At 50.7% G+C, this 18,012-nt stretch carries 15 protein-coding genes; 7 read left to right on the forward strand and 8 right to left on the reverse strand.

What is annotated here, in order from left to right:
• Window positions 1–10: 10 nt before the first annotated feature.
• Together BJP58_RS09225 and BJP58_RS09230 are read right to left on the reverse strand one after the other, a co-directional pair.
• Window positions 11–385: a sensory rhodopsin transducer gene (locus BJP58_RS09225; protein WP_194543668.1), complete on the reverse strand. Its 375-nt coding sequence runs from the start codon at window positions 383–385 to the stop codon at window positions 11–13.
• Window positions 386–486: 101 nt separating this feature from the next.
• Window positions 487–1,584: a rhamnogalacturonan acetylesterase gene (locus BJP58_RS09230; RefSeq protein ID WP_194544880.1), complete on the reverse strand. Its 1,098-nt coding sequence runs from the start codon at window positions 1,582–1,584 to the stop codon at window positions 487–489.
• A 235-nt stretch (window positions 1,585–1,819) separates the two neighbouring features.
• Here BJP58_RS09230 and BJP58_RS09235 point away from each other — a divergent pair, with 235 nt between their 5' ends.
• The 6 genes from BJP58_RS09235 to BJP58_RS09260 all read left to right on the forward strand — a co-directional run bounded on the left by BJP58_RS09235 (window position 1,820) and on the right by BJP58_RS09260 (window position 9,529).
• Complete coding sequence (locus BJP58_RS09235; protein ID WP_194543669.1) at window positions 1,820–3,553, forward strand: cache domain-containing sensor histidine kinase; 1,734 nt, start codon at window positions 1,820–1,822, stop codon at window positions 3,551–3,553.
• A gap of 13 nt (window positions 3,554–3,566) precedes the next feature.
• Window positions 3,567–5,114: a response regulator gene (locus BJP58_RS09240; RefSeq protein ID WP_194543670.1), complete on the forward strand. Its 1,548-nt coding sequence runs from the start codon at window positions 3,567–3,569 to the stop codon at window positions 5,112–5,114.
• Between the two features lie 143 nt (window positions 5,115–5,257).
• Window positions 5,258–6,595, forward strand: a complete 1,338-nt coding sequence (locus BJP58_RS09245; protein WP_194543671.1) for an ABC transporter substrate-binding protein — start codon at window positions 5,258–5,260, stop codon at window positions 6,593–6,595.
• 118 nt (window positions 6,596–6,713) lie between these two features.
• A complete protein-coding gene (locus tag BJP58_RS09250) occupies window positions 6,714–7,613 on the forward strand; it encodes a carbohydrate ABC transporter permease (protein ID WP_009589786.1) in 900 nt (299 codons plus the stop codon).
• Window positions 7,614–7,675: 62 nt separating this feature from the next.
• Complete coding sequence (locus BJP58_RS09255) at window positions 7,676–8,452, forward strand: carbohydrate ABC transporter permease (RefSeq protein ID WP_373456890.1); 777 nt, start codon at window positions 7,676–7,678, stop codon at window positions 8,450–8,452.
• Window positions 8,453–8,497: 45 nt separating this feature from the next.
• Complete coding sequence (locus BJP58_RS09260) at window positions 8,498–9,529, forward strand: glycoside hydrolase family 88/105 protein (protein ID WP_194543672.1); 1,032 nt, start codon at window positions 8,498–8,500, stop codon at window positions 9,527–9,529.
• A 208-nt stretch (window positions 9,530–9,737) separates the two neighbouring features.
• Here BJP58_RS09260 and BJP58_RS09265 read toward each other — a convergent pair whose 3' ends face one another.
• Window positions 9,738–11,804, reverse strand: coding sequence for a peptidoglycan D,D-transpeptidase FtsI family protein (locus BJP58_RS09265; RefSeq protein ID WP_194543673.1), 2,067 nt, complete (start codon window positions 11,802–11,804; stop codon window positions 9,738–9,740).
• Between the two features lie 27 nt (window positions 11,805–11,831).
• Complete coding sequence (locus BJP58_RS09270; RefSeq protein WP_194543674.1) at window positions 11,832–12,449, reverse strand: NUDIX hydrolase; 618 nt, start codon at window positions 12,447–12,449, stop codon at window positions 11,832–11,834.
• A 144-nt stretch (window positions 12,450–12,593) separates the two neighbouring features.
• On the opposite strand from BJP58_RS09270, the gene BJP58_RS09275 reads away from it, so the two are divergent.
• Window positions 12,594–13,076, forward strand: a complete 483-nt coding sequence (locus BJP58_RS09275; RefSeq protein ID WP_194543675.1) for a hypothetical protein — start codon at window positions 12,594–12,596, stop codon at window positions 13,074–13,076.
• A 107-nt stretch (window positions 13,077–13,183) separates the two neighbouring features.
• On the opposite strand, the gene BJP58_RS09280 is transcribed toward BJP58_RS09275, so the two are convergent.
• The 4 genes from BJP58_RS09280 to BJP58_RS09295 all read right to left on the reverse strand — a co-directional run bounded on the left by BJP58_RS09280 (window position 13,184) and on the right by BJP58_RS09295 (window position 18,008).
• The gene (locus BJP58_RS09280; RefSeq protein ID WP_194543676.1) at window positions 13,184–13,519 is read right to left on the reverse strand and encodes a potassium channel family protein; all 336 of its coding nucleotides are present in this window, start codon (window positions 13,517–13,519) and stop codon (window positions 13,184–13,186) included.
• A gap of 90 nt (window positions 13,520–13,609) precedes the next feature.
• Complete coding sequence (locus BJP58_RS09285; RefSeq protein WP_194543677.1) at window positions 13,610–14,182, reverse strand: hypothetical protein; 573 nt, start codon at window positions 14,180–14,182, stop codon at window positions 13,610–13,612.
• Between the two features lie 53 nt (window positions 14,183–14,235).
• Window positions 14,236–17,571: a DEAD/DEAH box helicase gene (locus BJP58_RS09290; RefSeq protein WP_194543678.1), complete on the reverse strand. Its 3,336-nt coding sequence runs from the start codon at window positions 17,569–17,571 to the stop codon at window positions 14,236–14,238.
• A gap of 131 nt (window positions 17,572–17,702) precedes the next feature.
• Window positions 17,703–18,008: a hypothetical protein gene (locus BJP58_RS09295; RefSeq protein ID WP_194543679.1), complete on the reverse strand. Its 306-nt coding sequence runs from the start codon at window positions 18,006–18,008 to the stop codon at window positions 17,703–17,705.
• Window positions 18,009–18,012: the final 4 nt, after the last annotated feature.

Below are 18,012 nucleotides of genomic sequence, written 5' to 3' on the forward strand. Positions count from 1 at the left end.
ATCACCTTCCTTAGGATCGGGTTACCGGATACGCCATGACACTCATCAACGCATTCTCGGGCTGAGTCGAATCGAGACGGCTGTATTGAACAAATACGGGTGCACTGCTCGTAACTTCCATGGCATAAGGAATACCTGAAGGAATACCTTCCCCGCCGTCCGTTTGAAGCGTGCTCGTTCGTATATGTTTGGTTCTTCTAGCTGGTACGATGGTTTCCATTCCCAGCAACGGATCACGATCCTCGAAGTAAGCATGAATCGTAACCACAACGTCCTGCTCGGATAAGTTCAAGACACAGACGGATTCATGACTGGTTAGTTCTCCGCTGCTTTCAGGAGGGATATACCCATCCGGAATAATCCAATGTTTTTCACCTTTTGACATGTGTTTCACTCCTCACAACTCATAATTTAAGAAATTTGAATAGATACTAGATTCGCGATCAACGCAGAAAGTTCCTTTAATCCACGTTCCGACTCATCATGCTAGCGTAGAAACAGTGACAACGGCTGGAGTCCAAGTGCCTTCAAGCCGTCAACCACCATACCGGCCAATCGGGCCGCACCGCGCTCTTGAAAATGAGTGTTGTCCTTAACGCCCTGTGGAAACAGAAGAAATTCCCCTGGCCTCCCCCACATAAACACGGATTGGGTCCCTTCGGGACCCAGCTGGTTAAAATACTCCAAACTCAGCGCCGCCAAATCGACCAAGGGAATATGCTCCTCCTGCGCCAGTTCGCGCACCGCCGTGATATAATCGCCATGCGTGTCCTCCAATAGCCCCTTACTATCAAAATAGCGACGATGAACGGGCGTTACCAGGATCGGCGTCGCCAGTTTCTCCCGGCAAACATCCACGTATTTCTTTAAAAATTCCTTGTATGTCGAAAAAGGCTCCGTATGCCTCTCCTCATCCCGCTTTTGGTCGTTATGGCCAAACTGAATCAGCATATAATCATGAGGCTTCATCTTCTCACGTATTTGCTCCAATAATCCCTCCGTAATAAAGCTCTTGGAGCTTCGGCCGGAACGAGCATAATTGCTCACAACCGCATCCGCTTTAATATAAGCGGGCAGCATTTGCCCCCACCCAGCATAGGGATAACCGTCCGCAGGCTGGTTCGTTACGGTTGAATCCTCTGCCAAAAACAAGTTGCAAGCATGTGGCGCAGGTGCCACTTCCATTGCATTAATCCGGGGAGCCCGGCCCGAGAAGGTCAGTACGATTTTACCTTGGACGGCCGGCACCGTGATGCTAAATCGTTCAAAGTGGCCTGCCGGTATACGTTTCCCGTCCAGCAGCCTCTGACCTTCCGTTCCATGAATCGAGGTTTCGGTATCAAACCAGGCATCACCGATCAGCAGATGCAGGGTGTACAGACCATCGATCACATCGACTTGAAACGCAGCATTCAGCGGTATGATAAAATCTCCCGTTAATGCCTCTTCCCCCGCCCGCTTCAAGGCAGAGACGTTGGATAAGGAAAGGAATCCGTAGCCAATGTCAGGATTATATAAGGTTTCAGCGTTTATTTTGATATGTTCTTGGCCCGGCGTTCCCGTGCCAAAATCGAATTTATACATCCATTGCAACGTACTTCACCTCTTCCGGTTGAATTTCATCTAAATCCATTATGAATTGCGAGCCTCCGAACATAAATTCAAATAACCGTTCTCCTTGTTCAAATAACCGACTACATAAGCAAAGCCTCTTTAATTATTCCAGGCGCTGGAATAACAGCGCTTGTATTGACAGCGTTTACAGCCCGGTACATAATGTGTACACAACATTTTGGGACCAGCGCAAGGAGACGTTGCCGTGCAAAAATGGATAACGATTTATAAAAATATGAAAATCAAAAATAAGCTTTCCCTTCTTATCAGCTTAATTGTTGCAATGGCATTCACGTTCGCCGTCATCGTCCAGCAGTATGCCTTCTCCATCTACGACGAGCAGCTGTACCTCAAATCATCCCAGGTCCTTCACCTGTCTTCCTCCGCGATTGAGGCAGAGCTCGAGCGGATCGAACAGTTATCTTTTAATATCATTACCGATACCCAGATCCAGAATATATTACGTTCCATCGCCGGAAGCGAATCCGACTATGACAGGCTCATCCTCCGGCAGCATTTGGTGGACCGCCTCCTGAATTACGTAGGCTCCGAGCCCATGCTCTACTCCATTCACCTGATCGATTCGTATGATCAGCAGCAGGACGTCGGCAGCGTTGTCCCGATTGATCCTGCCAAGAAGGAGTTGATTCTTCAGCTTGCCGGGGACGCGGATGGGGGAGAGCGCTGGATATACCCTGACGATACGGATTCTGCCCTTCTACTTTCCCGGGAAATAAGATCCTATACCGGCACTTTGTTCGATCTTAACTATTTGGGTACCATCATCATTCGCATCAATATGGACAAAATCGTCCGGAAGTCCGCCGGCGGGGAAAGCGACCTGATCGTAACTTCCGGTACCGATGTCATATATCCCGCAACGCCGCACTTCGATCCGGTCGTCATTCAATCCTCCCTGTCGTCCGGGAACGGGTACCTAACTCGGGAAATCGATGGCCACACCTACTTTATCGCACATAATCGATCTGGCAACACGGGCTGGACGTATATGAATGTTACACCCTTTAACCAAACCTTCAAGCAAATCATTTTCATTAAAGAGCTTGTCATCATCGTGTTCACCGTTATTTTCGCGGTTGCGATTCTGCTCGGCATCCGGTTCAGCCGGGGTCTGACACGTCCTATCGAAAGTCTCATCACCCGGATGAAGCTCGCGGAAAAAGGAAACTTTGCGGAAGCCAACGTGCTCCCGCAGGACGCAGCCCCTGTCGCCATGAACGAGCTGGGCCTGCTGCATCGCACATTCCGTCTCATGATCGAAAGAATCAATGCCCTCATCACCGAGAATTATTCAAACCGGTTGTTGATCAAAGAGACCGAGTTCAAAGCGCTGCAAGCGCAAATCAACCCCCACTTTTTGTATAACACGCTGGAATCCGTGAACTGGCTGGCAAAGATGAACAAGCAAACCCAAATCTCGGACATGGTGCAAGCGTTAGCCTTCCTTCTCCGTAACTCCGTCAGTCTGAAGGAGCCTATTCTGACACTGGGTGAAGAACTGGAGATTGTCCGAAACTATGTCCTCATACAGAAGTTCCGATTTGAAGACCGACTAGAGTTTACGCTGGATGTTAAAGAGCAGGATCTGCACCGCAAAATCCCCAAGCTGTCTCTCCAGCCTCTGCTCGAAAATGCAATTCATTATGCGCTGGAGCCGTCCGTTGACCCTTGCCGAATTTCGTTGTTCTGCAAGGAGACACCTTCCGCGTTCTGCGTCATCGTGGAGGATGACGGTCCCGGCATGGCACCAGATACCTTGACGCAATTGCGAAATGGCGATTTGGCCACCAGCGGTAACGGGATCGGACTGTTAAATATCGATGAACGAATCAAGCTGGCTTTCGGCGACCACTACGGTTTGTCCATTGACAGCGGATCGGGTCTAGGGACCCGTGTAGTTCTGTATTTACCCAAATAACGGAGGGATTCGGATGTACAAAGTTCTGCTTGTGGACGATGAACGGATTATACTGGATGGCATATCTCAGATGGTGGACTGGCGATCATACCGAACCGAGCTGGCGGGTACGGCCCAGAACGGAATTCAAGCATATGAAAAAATCGTCAGGGAGAGCCCGGATATCGTCGTTTGCGACATTCGCATGCCCGGGCTCGACGGTCTGGAGCTCGTTGCGAAGACCCACGCCTCCCATCCTCATATCAAATTCGTGCTGCTGTCCGGCTTCGGCGAATTCGAGTATGCCAATCGCGCCATGCAATACGGCGTGAAGCATTATCTGCTGAAGCCGACCGACGAGGTCAAGATCGGAGGAGCGCTGAAAGAGGTCATCAACGAGTTGACCCAGGACCGGAACAAGGAAACGTTTGTCCAGGAGATGAAGAACCGGCTCCGGAAGGTACTGCCCCATGTCAAAGAACAGGTGCTCAAAGAGTTTGTCACCAACAAGACCTATGGGCGCCATGATCTGGAGGAGTACCGAAGCCTATTCGAATACGATTTCGATCAGCCCGTACGGCTGCTATTGTTCCAGCTGGAGGGCACCGTCGAATACGAGCATCAATTTGCCGTGAAGAACATTGCGGAGGATCTGTTGGACACAACGCTGCTGAGTACGACGATCGGACAGCATGTACTGGTGCTAATCGAGAACCAACATGATCAGCAGCGGCTCCATGAGCAGCTGCAGGATATCCGGTGTACTTTTAAACAGTATTACAAGATGGACGTCACAATCGCGATCAGCGATCCCGGACCTGTTATCCTGGCGCGGAAGCTGTACCGGGATACGCTGCAATGCTTGAACTACCGTTTCTATCTGGATGAGAGCGGGATGATCACGACGGAAGATACGCTGCACGCCGGCGGCCTGGAAGGAACGTTTGTCCTCGACGAGGAACGCCTGTGCATGCCGGTCCGATCCGGCCACCGCAACGAAGCGGAGCTTGCCTTGGCCGAATTTGTTCAGGAGCTGAAGCATGCGCAGCTTAGTATCGACATGACCAAATCCTATGTCATTCAGCAATATGTATCCCTCATCCGTCTAACCGACCCGGATCGGATGCAAGAACACTATGCACGGATTCCGGAAATCGCCGAGATGAGTACGCTTCAAGCCATTCAATCTTTCTTGGAGAAAACGGTACGGGAAATCACGCTGCGAAACTTCGAGCAGAACAAAGTCAAATATAATGCCATCGTCCGCAAGGTGGTTGAGATTATCGAGGAGCAGCTGGGGAATTCGGAGCTTACCCTAAATCTGGTGGCAAACGACATGCTGTATATGAACGCCGACTATCTCGGCAAGCTGTTCAAGAAGGAGACCGGCGAGAAGTTCTCCAATTACGTGATGAAGCTTCGGATGAAGCGCGCAACCGAAATGATGGCAAGCGATCCCGATATCAAAATTTTTGAAATGGCGGAACGGCTCGGTTTCGGCGATAATCCTCAATATTTTAGCCAAGTGTTCAAGAAACAGATTGGCTGTACACCCTCTGAATACATGAAAAAGAGTGATTAACTTGTACGTACATCTCTGCTTTTTAAACAAATTGCACGGTTTTTTTCCTTACTCTTTCCCCGCAAACACTAGATAATTGGGAATGTAAGCACTAACATTTGGAGCGTCATGAAATGGTTGATTAACAAAGGGGAGGAAATGGAATGAAAAAAGTGTTAAACGCGGTTCTGATGTTTTCCCTGATCGGAAGTTTGATCGGCTGTTCGGGCGGCGGCGCCGCAGAACCACCGGCAAACGGCGGAACCGGAACGGAAACGCCGCCGGCTGCAAGCGATAGCAAGGATCCGGTCAAGCTCCGCATTGCGTGGTGGGGCGGTCAGTCCCGGCATGATTATACCTTGAAGGTCATCGAGATGTATGAGTCCCAGAATCCGCATGTCACCATTGAGCCGGAGTATGCTCCATTCGATGACTATTGGAAGAAGCTTGCTCCCCAAGCGGTGGCCGGCGGACTTCCGGACATTATCCAGATGGACATCTCCTACCTGAATCAATATGCAGGCCGGAATCAACTGGCGGATTTGAAGCCGTTTACCGAGAGCGGCGAGCTCGATGTCGCCGATGTCAGCGAGAATGCGCTGAGCGGTGGTGAGGTCAGCGGCAAGCTGGTTGCCATGAACCTCGGCGTGAACGCACTCCAGACTACATTCGACGTGGAGACGATGAAGAAGAACGGCATCGATATTCCGTCCAAGGAATGGACCTGGGACGACATGGACAAGATGGGGGCACAAGCCAAAGAAAAAGGCCTGCAAATCGGAGGCTTTGCTTACCGGCATGACGTCTTCTTCCCTTACTACCTAAGAACCATCGGGCAGAAAATGTACAGCGCTGACGGCAAAACCATCGGATACAGCGACGACCAGCCTTTTATCGATTACTTCACCCGCTACCAGAAATGGTACGACAACGGATATATCCTGTCCCTGGACAAGGAAGCCCAGAAGAAAGGCGTAGCCGAAGAGGATGAAATTGTCCTGGGCAACTCCATATCAGGCACCGGCTGGTCCAACCAATTCCTCGCCGTGGCCAATCTGGTAACCGATCGTCCATTGGAGCTGAATCCGATGCCGGGACCCGGAACAAAAGAAGGACTCTTCCTGAAACCATCGATGTATTTCTCGGTCACCGAAACCTCCAAGCATAAAGAAGAAGCCGCCAAATTCATCAGCTTCTTCATCAACGACATTGAGGCCAACAAGCTGATCAAGGGCGAACGCGGCGTTCCCGTATCCGCCAAGGTGAAGGAAGCGCTCAAGCCGCTCCTCTCCGAGAACGAAGCCAAGATTTTCGACTATGTTACTTGGGCTGAGGCCAACAGCACGCCAGGCGATCCGCCTAACCCGATCGGCGCGGTGGAAATCGAGAAGCTGCTGCGAGATCTCAGCGAACGCATCCTGTTCAAGAAAATCTCGATCGAAGATGCCGCGGCCGAGTTCCGCAAGGAAGCGAATGCCATCTTGGCCAGATCTCAGCAATAACCAGGACACGGCTAGACAAGGCATCTCCGGCACGTCTTTCCCGTGCAAGAGATGCCTTTTTACATCAGTGACCCCTGCACGGGGCGCAACCAAATCTGAATCATAGGGGTTGAAATCTATGAAGAGGCTCCGTGAGAACGAGCACATCACCGGTTACGTGTTTTCAGCGCCGTTCGTTCTTGGTTTTCTCATCTTTACCTTATATCCAATTCTGTCGTCCCTGTATTATTCGTTCACCAATTACAATCTGATGGAAGCACCAAGATGGCTGGGCTTGGGGAATTATGAACGGTTGTTCCTGGAGGACGACAAGATCGGCAAATCGTTCCAGGTCACGTTCACCTATGTATTTGCCAGTGTCCCCCTCCGCCTTATCTTCGCCCTCTTTGTTGCCATGATCCTGAATACCGCAACCAAGGCGGTAGGGCTGTACCGCTCTGCCTTCTACCTGCCATCTCTCATTGGCGGAAGCGTGGCCGTGGCTATCATGTGGCAGCAGATCTTTGGCGACAAGGGACTCGTGAACTCTGCCCTTTCCCTCTTCGGGATCCATTCCACGACCTCTTGGATCGGAAATCCGAGCACGGCGCTATGGACACTAATCGCCTTGTCTATCTGGCAGTTCGGCTCCTCGATGATCATTTTTCTGGCTGGTTTGAAAAATATCCCGAAGGATTACTATGAGGCTGCCAGCGTGGACGGTGCCAATGCGGTCCATCGCTTTTTCAAGATTACGCTGCCTATGCTCAGCCCCATTATTTTGTTTAATTTGACGCTCCAGACAATTTCGGCGTTCCTGACCTTCACTCCGGCCTACATTATTTCGCGCGGAGAAGGCGGGCCCCTGGACCAAACGCTGCTCTATTCGCTCTATTTGTACCGCAAGGCGTTCTCGCATTTTGAGATGGGATACGCGTCGGCGCTTGCCTGGATCATGCTCATTATCGTTGGTGTCCTGACCCTGCTCATCTTCAGATCATCTACCCGCTGGGTTCATTACGAGTCGAAAGGAGATTGACGGTTATGACCAAATCCAGACGTGTTCTCTACCATACCCTGGTCGGATTGTTCGCCCTCTGCATGACTTATCCGATTCTGTGGCTGGTCGCCAGCTCGCTGAAGCCCAATCATGAAATATTCACGACGGCTTACAGCCTGATTCCGAGTCGGCTGGAATTCTCGAATTATGCTACAGGCTGGAAGGGTTTTGCCGGGACTACCTTCGGTACCTTCTTTAAAAATTCTTTTATCATTGTCATCATATCCACCATCGGTGCCGTCGCTTCCTCTGCGCTTGTCGCCTTCGGCCTGGCTCGGACCAAGTTCTTCGGTCAGCAATTCTGGTTCGCCTGCATGATGATTACGATGATGCTGCCTCATGATGTCGTGATCGTTCCGCAGTATGTGATGTTCGCCAAATTCGGCTGGCTGTCTTCCTTCAAACCATTAATTGTTCCCCAATTCTTCGGCATTCCGTTCTTCATCTTCCTGATCATGCAATTTATCCGCACCATTCCGAAGGAACTGGATGAAGCCGCCAAGATTGACGGATGCAGCAAATACGGGATATTTTTCCGGATCGTTGTGCCATTGATCGTACCCGCTCTCATTACGTGTTCCATATTCTCCTTCTACTGGAGATGGGATGATTTCATCAATCCGCTCATTTACTTGAACAATCCGGAGAAATACCCGGTGTCACTTGCCTTGAAGCTCTTCCTTGACGGGGAGTCGCTTAATAACTGGGGCGGCATGTTTGCTATGGCTACCTTATCGCTGCTGCCGGTCGTCATCGTCTTCTTTATCTTCCAGAAATATATCGTGGAAGGGATCAGTACGACGGGATTGAAAGGGTAATTCATACAGATAGAAGCAAATAGAATATGAAGGGAGTTTCTCATCATGCCTGCACTTGTATTTGATGATCAACAGATTGAGGTTGTCATAGACCGCGTGGTCGACCGGACCTTTCGCATGGATTTCAGCTGGGACTGGCCGGGCGGGGTCGCCTTTTACGGAGTATGCGAAGCCTATAAGGCCACCGGCAAACAGGAGTATCTGGAACAGCTGAAAGCCTGGGTCGATGAAAATATGGAGGATGGGCTGCCCAAGCTGTCCGTCAACGGCGTCTCCATCGGTCATTCCCTGCTGACCTTATACGAGGTTTATGAAGATGAGCGGTATATTGAAACGGCCAAGGAAATGGCCGAGTTTCTCACGCATGATGCGCTGCGTTTCGGCAACGGCATCTTTCAGCATACGGTGAACTCCGAAACGTATAACTTTCCGGAGCAGGCGTGGGTTGATACGATGTTCATGGCAGGCTACTTCCTGCTTCGGATCGGCGTGATGCTGGACCGGGAGGATTACTTCGAGGATGGCCTGAAGCAGTATCATGGCCATGAAGATTGCCTGCAGGACCCTGTTACGAATCTCTATTACCACGGCTGGGACAATATTGCCGGCAACCATATGTCGGGCGTGTTCTGGTGCCGGGGCAATGCCTGGGCCGCCATCACGATGGCTCGTGCACTGGAGCTCGTGCCGGTTACGCATCCTTCCTTCATGATCATCGAAGGATCGCTGCGCGACCAGCTCAGCGCCCTGGTCCGGCTGCAGCATGAATCCGGCCTGTGGCATACGATTACAAGCGATCCGCAATCCCCGCTGGAAACGTCCGGCTCGGCCGGCATCGCCGCCGCCCTGCTGACCAAGGGACGCATCTATAATAAATACACGCAGAAATCGATTGACGGCATTTTGTCCAAGATTACTGAGGATGGCACCGTAACCGGCGTATCCGCGGGAACGGCCGTCATGAAAGACGCCGCAGGTTACAGAGGCGTGCCCGATAAGCGAATCCAGGGCTGGGGTCAAGGCTTGGCTCTGACCTTTCTCGCGGAAGTGCTGAAGAACAAGGACAATCCTTATTGATGAAATGAGTTACAAAAAAAGGCAGGATTGGAGAGGATCAAGTGCGCCTCTACAACCTGCCTATTGTTATATGCGTTTCCACAAGCGATATTTTATTGAAAAATAACCGGTTAACAGGACAGTTATAACAAGGATAATTACATTCAAAATCATTGCTTTATCGCCCCTTTTCCCATCGCTAATCTTCACGATTCTACGTCTACGCTGTTTATTCATTGTCCCCTGTCTCGTCTTGAGTGCTGTCCTTCTGCTCATCTGTCTTCTTCGGATGCGGTGTTCCATCAAGTCCATAGACTTCGTCATAAGCATCGAATATTTTCCTCGCAATCGGCGCAGCGCTTTGCGAGCCGAAGCCGCCCTCCGGCACAACCACGGCAACTGCCAGCTTCGGATTATCTCGCGGAGCAAAGGCGATGAAGACGCCGTTATCAAGGTTAACACCTTTATATGATTGCTCGGATGTACCAGTTTTGCGGGCAAAATCATATTTAAAATCTTCGAAGGCTGCCAGCCCCTGCGTATTCATCCCCCGCTTGACGGTCTGCCAATACGCTTTGGGGAACTCGACCTCGTTCAGAACCTCGCGCCCGAATTTCTTGATTATCTTGCCATCCTGGTCCGTGATTTTGCTGACCAGCTGCGGCTTGACCCGCTTGCCTTCATTTGCCAGCATGACGGTGTATTGAGCAAGCTGTAGAGGGGTGTATTTACCCTGCTGACCGAAGGAAGCGTAGGCTAACGCCGCCAGATTACTTCCCGCTGCTTTGGTATCGGTATAATTTTTCAATCCTTTATGCTCGTTGGGCAAACCGCTCCCCGTTACGACGCCAAGACCAAACTTCTCCATATACTCATCCCAGACCGTAACGCCCTTCTCCCCGCCATACTTATTGACAAGCCTTTTGCCGATCATATCAATCATAAAAGCATTCGAGGATTGCTGAATCGCTAACTGCGGCTTGATGGGACCGTTTCGATGACCGCCCGAGTTGGATATCCTCGTTTCGCTTCCTTCCCGACCTATGGTGGCGTACCCTTGATCAGGATAAGTGTCATTAATGCCAAATAACCCCTCATTAAGCCCGATCAGCACCGTCAGCGGTTTAATGACGGAACCGAGAAAGATCATGGATTCAAAGCCGTTTCCCGAGCGACCTGATCCATAGATTGTAATCGTCCCGTTTCCCGACGAGTCTACGACATCCTGCGTAATCTTGCCACCATTTACCCGCACATTCGAGTCGTAATCCGGCATGCTCGCCATCGCAACCACATGACCGGTATCCACCTCCATGGCAACCGCATATCCGGTTAAGGCATCCTTATGCAACTTACCCGATACCGGATGAGTATGAAGATATTGGAGCTGATCCATAATGGCCTGCTCCGTGGCAAGCTGAATGTCTTTATGAATCGTGGTGTGAATATCAAGGCCTTTTTCGGGAGCGACCATCGTCGGTACGCCGTCCACCATATTCTGCGGATTGATCGGAATGCTGAGATACCCGCTCTTGCCGCGCAGTTCTTCCTGGTACATCCGTTCCAATCCGTCATAGCCAATCCACTCTTCTTCCGTGTAGATCAAGCCGGGATTCTTCTGATCCTTGTTGCTCTGATCAATAGCCTCATAATCCTTAAGGTCTTTGGAGCCTCTGAACTTCTTTAGATATCCGATCGTCTGAACGGCCACCGTATCCGGATCGTAGTGTCTAACATTCTCCTCCACAATCTGGATGCCGGGAAACTTGGCTCGGTTCTCCATAAAATAAGCGATCTCTTCCTTCGTCAAATCCGTCTTGATGCGTCTGGGTTCATAACCATGCTGCTTGTTATATTCCAAATCCAGGTCGTCCATCACTTTCTTCACTGTGATCGGTTCTGCCTCGGGGTCCCCATACTTGTTAAACGCTTGGACAATTCGTTTTGCCATTTCCTCCGCTTCCGGCCTGTTCGCTTTGCCCTTGTCCGTCTTCTTGCTGTAATCCTTCATGAGCGTGATATATAAAGAATTTGAAGCCGTAGAGTATGCAAGCTTGGTGCCGGACGCATCGATGATGGACCCCCGGATCGGCTGCAGCGGGAAATGCTTCTGCTCCCCCCCGGTTTCCTGGCTTGCCAGCTCCGGTCCCTCCACGAACTGTAAAATGGCCATGCGAACGATAATGACGCAAAAGATTAAAAATGCGCTGAAAAAGAAAATGTTAATCCGCCCATGAAATCTACGCCTGATTTCTGATTCATCCGGTACGTCTTTATAAGGTTTAAAGCCTATCACATTGTCTACGCTCCTTTGTTATATGTTTTAATCCAGCCAAGTCGGCAAATGCGGGTTGTTCTCGAATTCGAATATTCTCTTCAGCTGTTCCTTGGTATTCCGTTCTTCGGACAACGGCGGCAGTTCGTCCTGAGGGAAAAAACCGAACGCGGACGTTTCGGTCCCAACGCCTGCGGCTCCGCCCGTAATGTCGCACTGAATAAACATTTTGTACACGTGGAAGGCCGAAGGCGGATGGTTATGAAATTTCTTGTCCAATACGGCCAGCAGCCTCCCTGCACGCACGTCGTAACCGGCCTCTTCCTTCACTTCCTTCACCACGACCTCCGCAGGGGATAAGCCGATGTCCGCCCATCCTCCCGGCAGCGCCCAAGCCCCGTCGGCCTTTTCCTTCACCAGCAGCAGCTTTCCGTCTTGAAAAATAACGCCGCGGACATCCACCTTCGGCGTTTGGTATCCGGTTTCACTCGCAAACAGCGTACGGATCTTCTCTTCGCCCGCCTCGGTATACTCCTGCATGATCTGGATGCTGAGCTCCCTCAGCTGCTCAAACCGTTCCTTGTCATAAACGTCCCTCGTATACTCCAGTCCGGCCTGGCTGATGGCCTGCATCTCCTTTGCCCACGCTAACCATTTTATTGTCATAGGTTTCATCCTCTTCAAAGAATCTCATAATATATAACGCCTGCTATACGTGATTGGTTTATAATGGAAGTGCTGATTTCAAAATTATAACATATTTTCTAGCAAGTTATGAGACAAAGGATATAAAAGGGGGGACAGCTGGACATGAAAAAAATGCGGCCGGTGTTATACATTGTTCTTCTAATCATGGTGTTCGGTACCGGGTACTACATCGGATCCAGGTCTGAGAACGTAACGCCGATCTCGAAGGAAAATGCCCGCAAAGCCGTTCAGACCCTGTGGGTGAAAGCCGCCGAACCTCCGCTGCCCAAGGTAAGCATTGACGGCACCGAGATCAAGCTGCAACGTGGCGGTTATTCGTGGTGCAACGGGGATAACTGCGCGACGACGGATGCGGCCCGTCCCAGGCTTGAGGATATGACGCCGGTTGCGGTCCAAGCCGGTGCCGACATTCAATCGAAGCCACCCGAAGGAATACAAGGCTTCACCATTCTCAACTTGACGGACTCAGGTAACGATGGATATACCGTACCAGCGAAAGCCGGCTCGTACCTGTACGAAATTCACTGCACATGGCCCCTGGATCAAGGAGAAGCCAGCTTTTATTTCGCGGTGACGGTTGAATAGACCTGCTGTGGATTGATTTACCAAGCATCTCGCATCCGTCTTTCCATAAGAAAAGAAACAGCCCCGGCGCCAGGGCTGTTTCTTCGTTTTCATTATGAATTCGTTGTTTACTTCTCATCCCTTTGATTCGTTCGGATTAAGGCATACGCCAATTGTCCGGCCATCCCCAGGAATAAACCCGTTCCGACGACAATATAGACCATCGTGAATGTTTTACCAAGCGGCGTCTGCGGCACGAATTCCGGATGCCCTACCGTGCTCAAGGTAACCACGCAGAAATAAAGTGCATCCAGCACCGACAAGCCTTCTTGTCTGGTATAAAACATCGTGCCCGATAACAGCATGATGACGATAAGCACAAACAGCGCTACAAAATACCGCTGCTTAAACGCTCGAAACAGACCGCTGAAAAGACGTTTTAACGTTAGTAAAAAAGATATCATCCCGGAAACCGTCCTATTCTATAACTGGAGTATACGTTACATCAATCTTATACAGCTATTATATCAGCGTTTATGTTCTGCGCCCATCAGCTAAGGATGAACGGAGAGAATATTCCCTTCGGAATCGATACTTCGAAATATAAAACCTCCGATTTGATCGGAAGGCAGCTGTTCATAATGAACGGCATATCCTTGTTCGACATCCATTTCAATGTAGACCCCGGACAAGGCTTTGATCTGATCCAGATCATCGATCGGCTCATCATCCCATGGCTCATTAGTCACGATGATCTTCCTGCTCTCGTTCTCTGAAGTCTCGACCGCCAGTAAGGTATCATACATATCCTCCCCGCGACGGCTAGCAGACCAGATCCGAGTAAAGGGTTCATCTTCGGATCCCCGTTCCAGAACGACCGAGTTCGAAGCACGGTGCAGCAGTCCCCATTTACTTTCCATAAGGGTGACCATCTTCACGTTGCCATCATGCCAGACGATCAGCTTGTGATGATCCCCTATTCTCTCGTATAACTTATCCCCGGTATACGCAGGATGCAAGCGCTGCAAGGCCTGCTCTTCATTGTATACATATCCACCCAGGAAAAGCGGCATGTAACTGATGACGACCAACACGGCTGCCAGTATGAGAAACATTGTTTTTTTCAAAACAACAACTCCTTGTCATCTTTTGCACTCGAGCGCCATCCATACCCATGAGTTTAGCTCTGAAGGGACAACAGCTCCCGGATCTCCGCCTCGGTCCAGCTTGGAAGCGACTCTTCTCCCGGCTGAACCAGTTCCTCGATCAGATCCTTCTTCTTCTGCTGCAGAGCAGCCATTTTATCCTCGATGGTATCCTGAGCCACCAGCCGTATCACCTGCACAACCTTCTTCTGTCCGATGCGATGGGCCCGGTCCATCGCCTGCTGCTCCACAGCCGGATTCCACCACAGGTCATACAAGATCACCGTATCGGCCCCGGTCAGGTTCAGCCCCGTTCCGCCTGCCTTCAGCGAGATGAGGAACACTTCCCGTTCTCCCTCGTTGAAGCGTTCGCACAGCTCCACCCGCTTCGATGCCGGAGTCTGTCCATCCAGATAGAAAAACGGGATCCCCCGATATCCGAGCTCCCCGGCAATCAGATTCAGCATCCCCGTAAACTGGGAGAATACCAGCATCCTTCTGCCTGCAAGACGACATTCCTCAATGGTTTCCAGGAGCTGCTCAAACTTGGCCGAACTGCCCTCATAGCCTTCCACGAATAGGGCCGGGTGACAGCAGATCTGGCGCAGACGGGTAATGCCCGCCAGGATGCGAATCCGGCTTTTCTGAAATCCATCCTGCGCCAAATGCTTGAGCGTCTCCTGTCTTAACTTCGCAAGATAGGCTGTATAGAGCTTCTTCTGTTCGATCAGCAGGCTTGATGCCTGAACCGTCTCGATCTTCTCCGGCAGCTCCTTGAGCACATCCGATTTCAGCCTGCGAAGCAGGAAGGGACGCACCCGCCTCAACAGGGTTTCTTTCGGCAATTCCTGAAACGCTTTTCGATCTCCAAAGAGTGCCGGGAAAACGGCGTCATATATGGACCACAGCTCCTCCAGCCGGTTCTCGACCGGGGTGCCTGTCAGTGCAAACCGATAACGGGCATGAAGCGTTTTGACAACCTGAGCCGTTTGCGTTGTATAATTTTTGAAGAATTGGGCTTCATCCAGAATTAACGTTAAGAACGGCAGCTTCGCATACCGCTCAACGTCCCTGCGGAGCAGCGGGTACGAAGTAATGATAACATCTGCGTTCCCCGCATTCTGTATAATCTTAGTCCGCTCGGTCTGCGTGCCATCGGCAATGACGGCCTTGATCTCGGGTGCAAACTTCTGGAGCTCGTTAAACCAGTTATAGAGCAGTGAGGCAGGCGCCACGATAAGTGCAGGTTCGCTGCGCTCTCTGATCTCCGGGAGCACCGACAGAATGAAAGCAATGCTCTGAATGGTTTTACCGAGGCCCATGTCATCGGCCAAGATGCCGCCGAAGCGGTAATGGGCCATCGTCTTCATCCATTGGAAACCAAACTTCTGATAATCCCGGAGGACCGTTTCGAGGCTCGGCGGCACGGCAAAATCCAAATGATCCGGATTCTTCACGTGCTGCAGCATTCGGCGCAAGGATCGGCCAAGCTGGACCGCTGATCCCATTTCCTCCCAATCCAGCAGCTGAAGTCCTTGGACTGCCGGCATTTTGAATTCTGTGCCCTCCCCTTCGTATAACCAAGGCCCTACCCGGTTCATTAAGGCAACCATGGCCTGGAACTCGGCGCTCTCCAGCGGAAGCAGCGCTCCGTTTCGCAACCGGTGATATTTTCGTTTTTCTTCAAGCGATTTGACGATTTCCCGGATTTCGGCTTCCCGAATCCCCTCCATGTCAAACTTCAATTCAAGCCAATCCGTCCGTTCGTCGACCTCCACCCGCACCTTGGCTCCCATCGGTTCAGTCAGCACCCGTTCCTTCACGGCTGTCGTTGCATAAACAACCAGCAGCTTCTCCAGCTGCGGGATCGTATGATACAGGAAATCGTATTCGGCATCCTCATCGTTCATGAAGAAGCCGCCATCCGTTTTGGCAAAGGAGGCGTTTTCCATAAGCTCTAGAATCCGCTGCTCCTGCTCTCCGTCGCGAACGAGGATTGAGCTGCTGCTGCGTGTTGCACGATGTCCCTCCAACGGATTAATGGTGATTTCTCCGTATTGAAATTCGAGTCCGGCCAAAAGCCGGCCACGCACCCTGTCCAGATAGAGCTTCGCTTTTAAAGGCGTTTTGACAATGCGGTCCGATACGGTCTGTGCCACGTGGACACTTCCAAGCTTCATCAGTCCCGGAACCACCCGTTCCATAATGGACTCCATCATCTCAGGTTGAATCCGGATATGCGGTTTATTCGAATTCTCAAGCAGCTCCTTCATCTCGGAGAGTCTTCTGCAAGCATCCAATTCAAGCTGAATGAGCTTACCGTCCACAATGACGAGGCCGTATCCCTCCAGAACGATCATTCGCTCCAGTCCCTCGATCTTCATCAGGTAGTGATCATCCCCGGCTTCATCAAACTCGAATTGAAGGGGGATCGGATCTTGAACGAATTCCAGCTTATCCGTGAGGATCCCGTCCAAAGACAGCAGGGAATGGTTCGAATGGGATATTCGTTCCCTAACCTCAGGCCAAAAAGTGGGAGGAATAATCAGCATTCGGTCGCCGCCTCCCTTTTTGCCATGCGGAGCATACATGTCCAGTGACTGTTTAAACATACTTTCATGCTCGTATATACGAATCAGCTCATGGAGAATATCATCATCCTCCTTTTTAAAGCTGTGTTGCTCCGGATCGTACGTGAAATTCTTCGTGAACATGCAGGTCTCTCCGAGTTTTACACACGCCAGAAACTCTCGGATCCGCTGCACAATGTACAAGCGTTTCTTACCGATTCGCAGTTCAACGCCAAACAGATATTTCCGATTTCCGTAAGGATATAACTTGAAAATGAACTCCATCTCCAGAACTTCCCGGGTGTCAAACCTGGATGCTGCCGTAGCCCTCCGGCCTGCAGAATAAGAGAACAATCCGAGCAGCTGGCTGCTGAGCCGCGCATCCTGCTCCCCTTCGTCCGAGCTTCTCTCATGCTCCGAAGAGTACCGAGGTGTTAATTGCCCGTCTCCATTATTTCCGCCGTCAGAAGGATGTAATAACGATGGATAGGGGCGCATGGGTGCTTCCACCGTTTGCTCAATATCACGGATATTCAAGAGCAGAGCCGCAATATGTCTGCATCGCTTCCGGGAGAATCCATAATCGATACAGCTGCATTCCGTGAATACATCCCCGTTCGAGTCAATCTCGGCATAGGCGATACCCGGCTCCTGATCCGTCACTTCAGCCTCGTATTTCCGAGTGTCCGTATCTTGTTTCAACATCGTAACATGTCCATCTCTATATAAAACCCCGCCGCGATCGTAGGAGGTCTTTCCGCATAATAACTTGATCACCCGTTCGGTCAGCTGGTAACCCATAACCACAATCCCTTCTCTAATTGCTGCTAAAAAACAGTATACCATGTTGGGCGAAAAGGCTAGTAATGCCGACGGCCAATAGTAGAAAACGTCTATCGACGTCCATTCCAGAAGCAAAAAAGAACTCGCCGCTACGGCAAGTTCTTCTTCCGCTGTTTCTCATAAGACCGGGTCAAATTGTCATAACGGGTATTTTGACCTCTCCATGCTCCGCTAGAAATAAGGAAGCCGACAATCATATAGATCAAAAAATAATAATAATACCGTGTTATAAAAAAATCAGGATCAAACCGGTCCTTGTCAAAAAACCAGGTAGCTGCAGCCCACACAACATATAGAAATAAGCCGTGAGCCAGTCCTCGGGATAGTACGAATTTGCCTTTTCCCTTCGCCCGGATCTGAGTCCATTTGCGATAGAATCGCTCATCTCGATCCATCCAA

It is taken from the genome of Paenibacillus sp. JZ16, from assembly GCF_015326965.1.
Classification (GTDB): Bacteria; Bacillota; Bacilli; order Paenibacillales; family Paenibacillaceae; genus Paenibacillus_AQ.

Bases quoted from the DNA above. Each gene is read 5' to 3' on its own strand.
- BJP58_RS09225 (WP_194543668.1), bottom strand. From the start codon at position 385: ATGTCAAAAGGTGAAAAACATTGGATTATTCCGGATGGGTATATCCCT.
- BJP58_RS09230 (WP_194544880.1), bottom strand. From the start codon at position 1,584: ATGTATAAATTCGATTTTGGCACGGGAACGCCGGGCCAAGAACATATC.
- BJP58_RS09240 (WP_194543670.1), top strand. From the start codon at position 3,567: ATGTACAAAGTTCTGCTTGTGGACGATGAACGGATTATACTGGATGGC.
- BJP58_RS09245 (WP_194543671.1), top strand. From the start codon at position 5,258: ATGAAAAAAGTGTTAAACGCGGTTCTGATGTTTTCCCTGATCGGAAGT.
- BJP58_RS09250 (WP_009589786.1), top strand. From the start codon at position 6,714: ATGAAGAGGCTCCGTGAGAACGAGCACATCACCGGTTACGTGTTTTCA.
- BJP58_RS09255 (WP_373456890.1), top strand. From the start codon at position 7,676: ATGACTTATCCGATTCTGTGGCTGGTCGCCAGCTCGCTGAAGCCCAAT.
- BJP58_RS09260 (WP_194543672.1), top strand. From the start codon at position 8,498: ATGCCTGCACTTGTATTTGATGATCAACAGATTGAGGTTGTCATAGAC.
- BJP58_RS09270 (WP_194543674.1), bottom strand. From the start codon at position 12,449: ATGACAATAAAATGGTTAGCGTGGGCAAAGGAGATGCAGGCCATCAGC.
- BJP58_RS09275 (WP_194543675.1), top strand. From the start codon at position 12,594: ATGAAAAAAATGCGGCCGGTGTTATACATTGTTCTTCTAATCATGGTG.
- BJP58_RS09280 (WP_194543676.1), bottom strand. From the start codon at position 13,519: ATGATATCTTTTTTACTAACGTTAAAACGTCTTTTCAGCGGTCTGTTT.
- BJP58_RS09290 (WP_194543678.1), bottom strand. From the start codon at position 17,571: ATGGGTTACCAGCTGACCGAACGGGTGATCAAGTTATTATGCGGAAAG.
- BJP58_RS09295 (WP_194543679.1), bottom strand. From the start codon at position 18,008: ATGGATCGAGATGAGCGATTCTATCGCAAATGGACTCAGATCCGGGCG.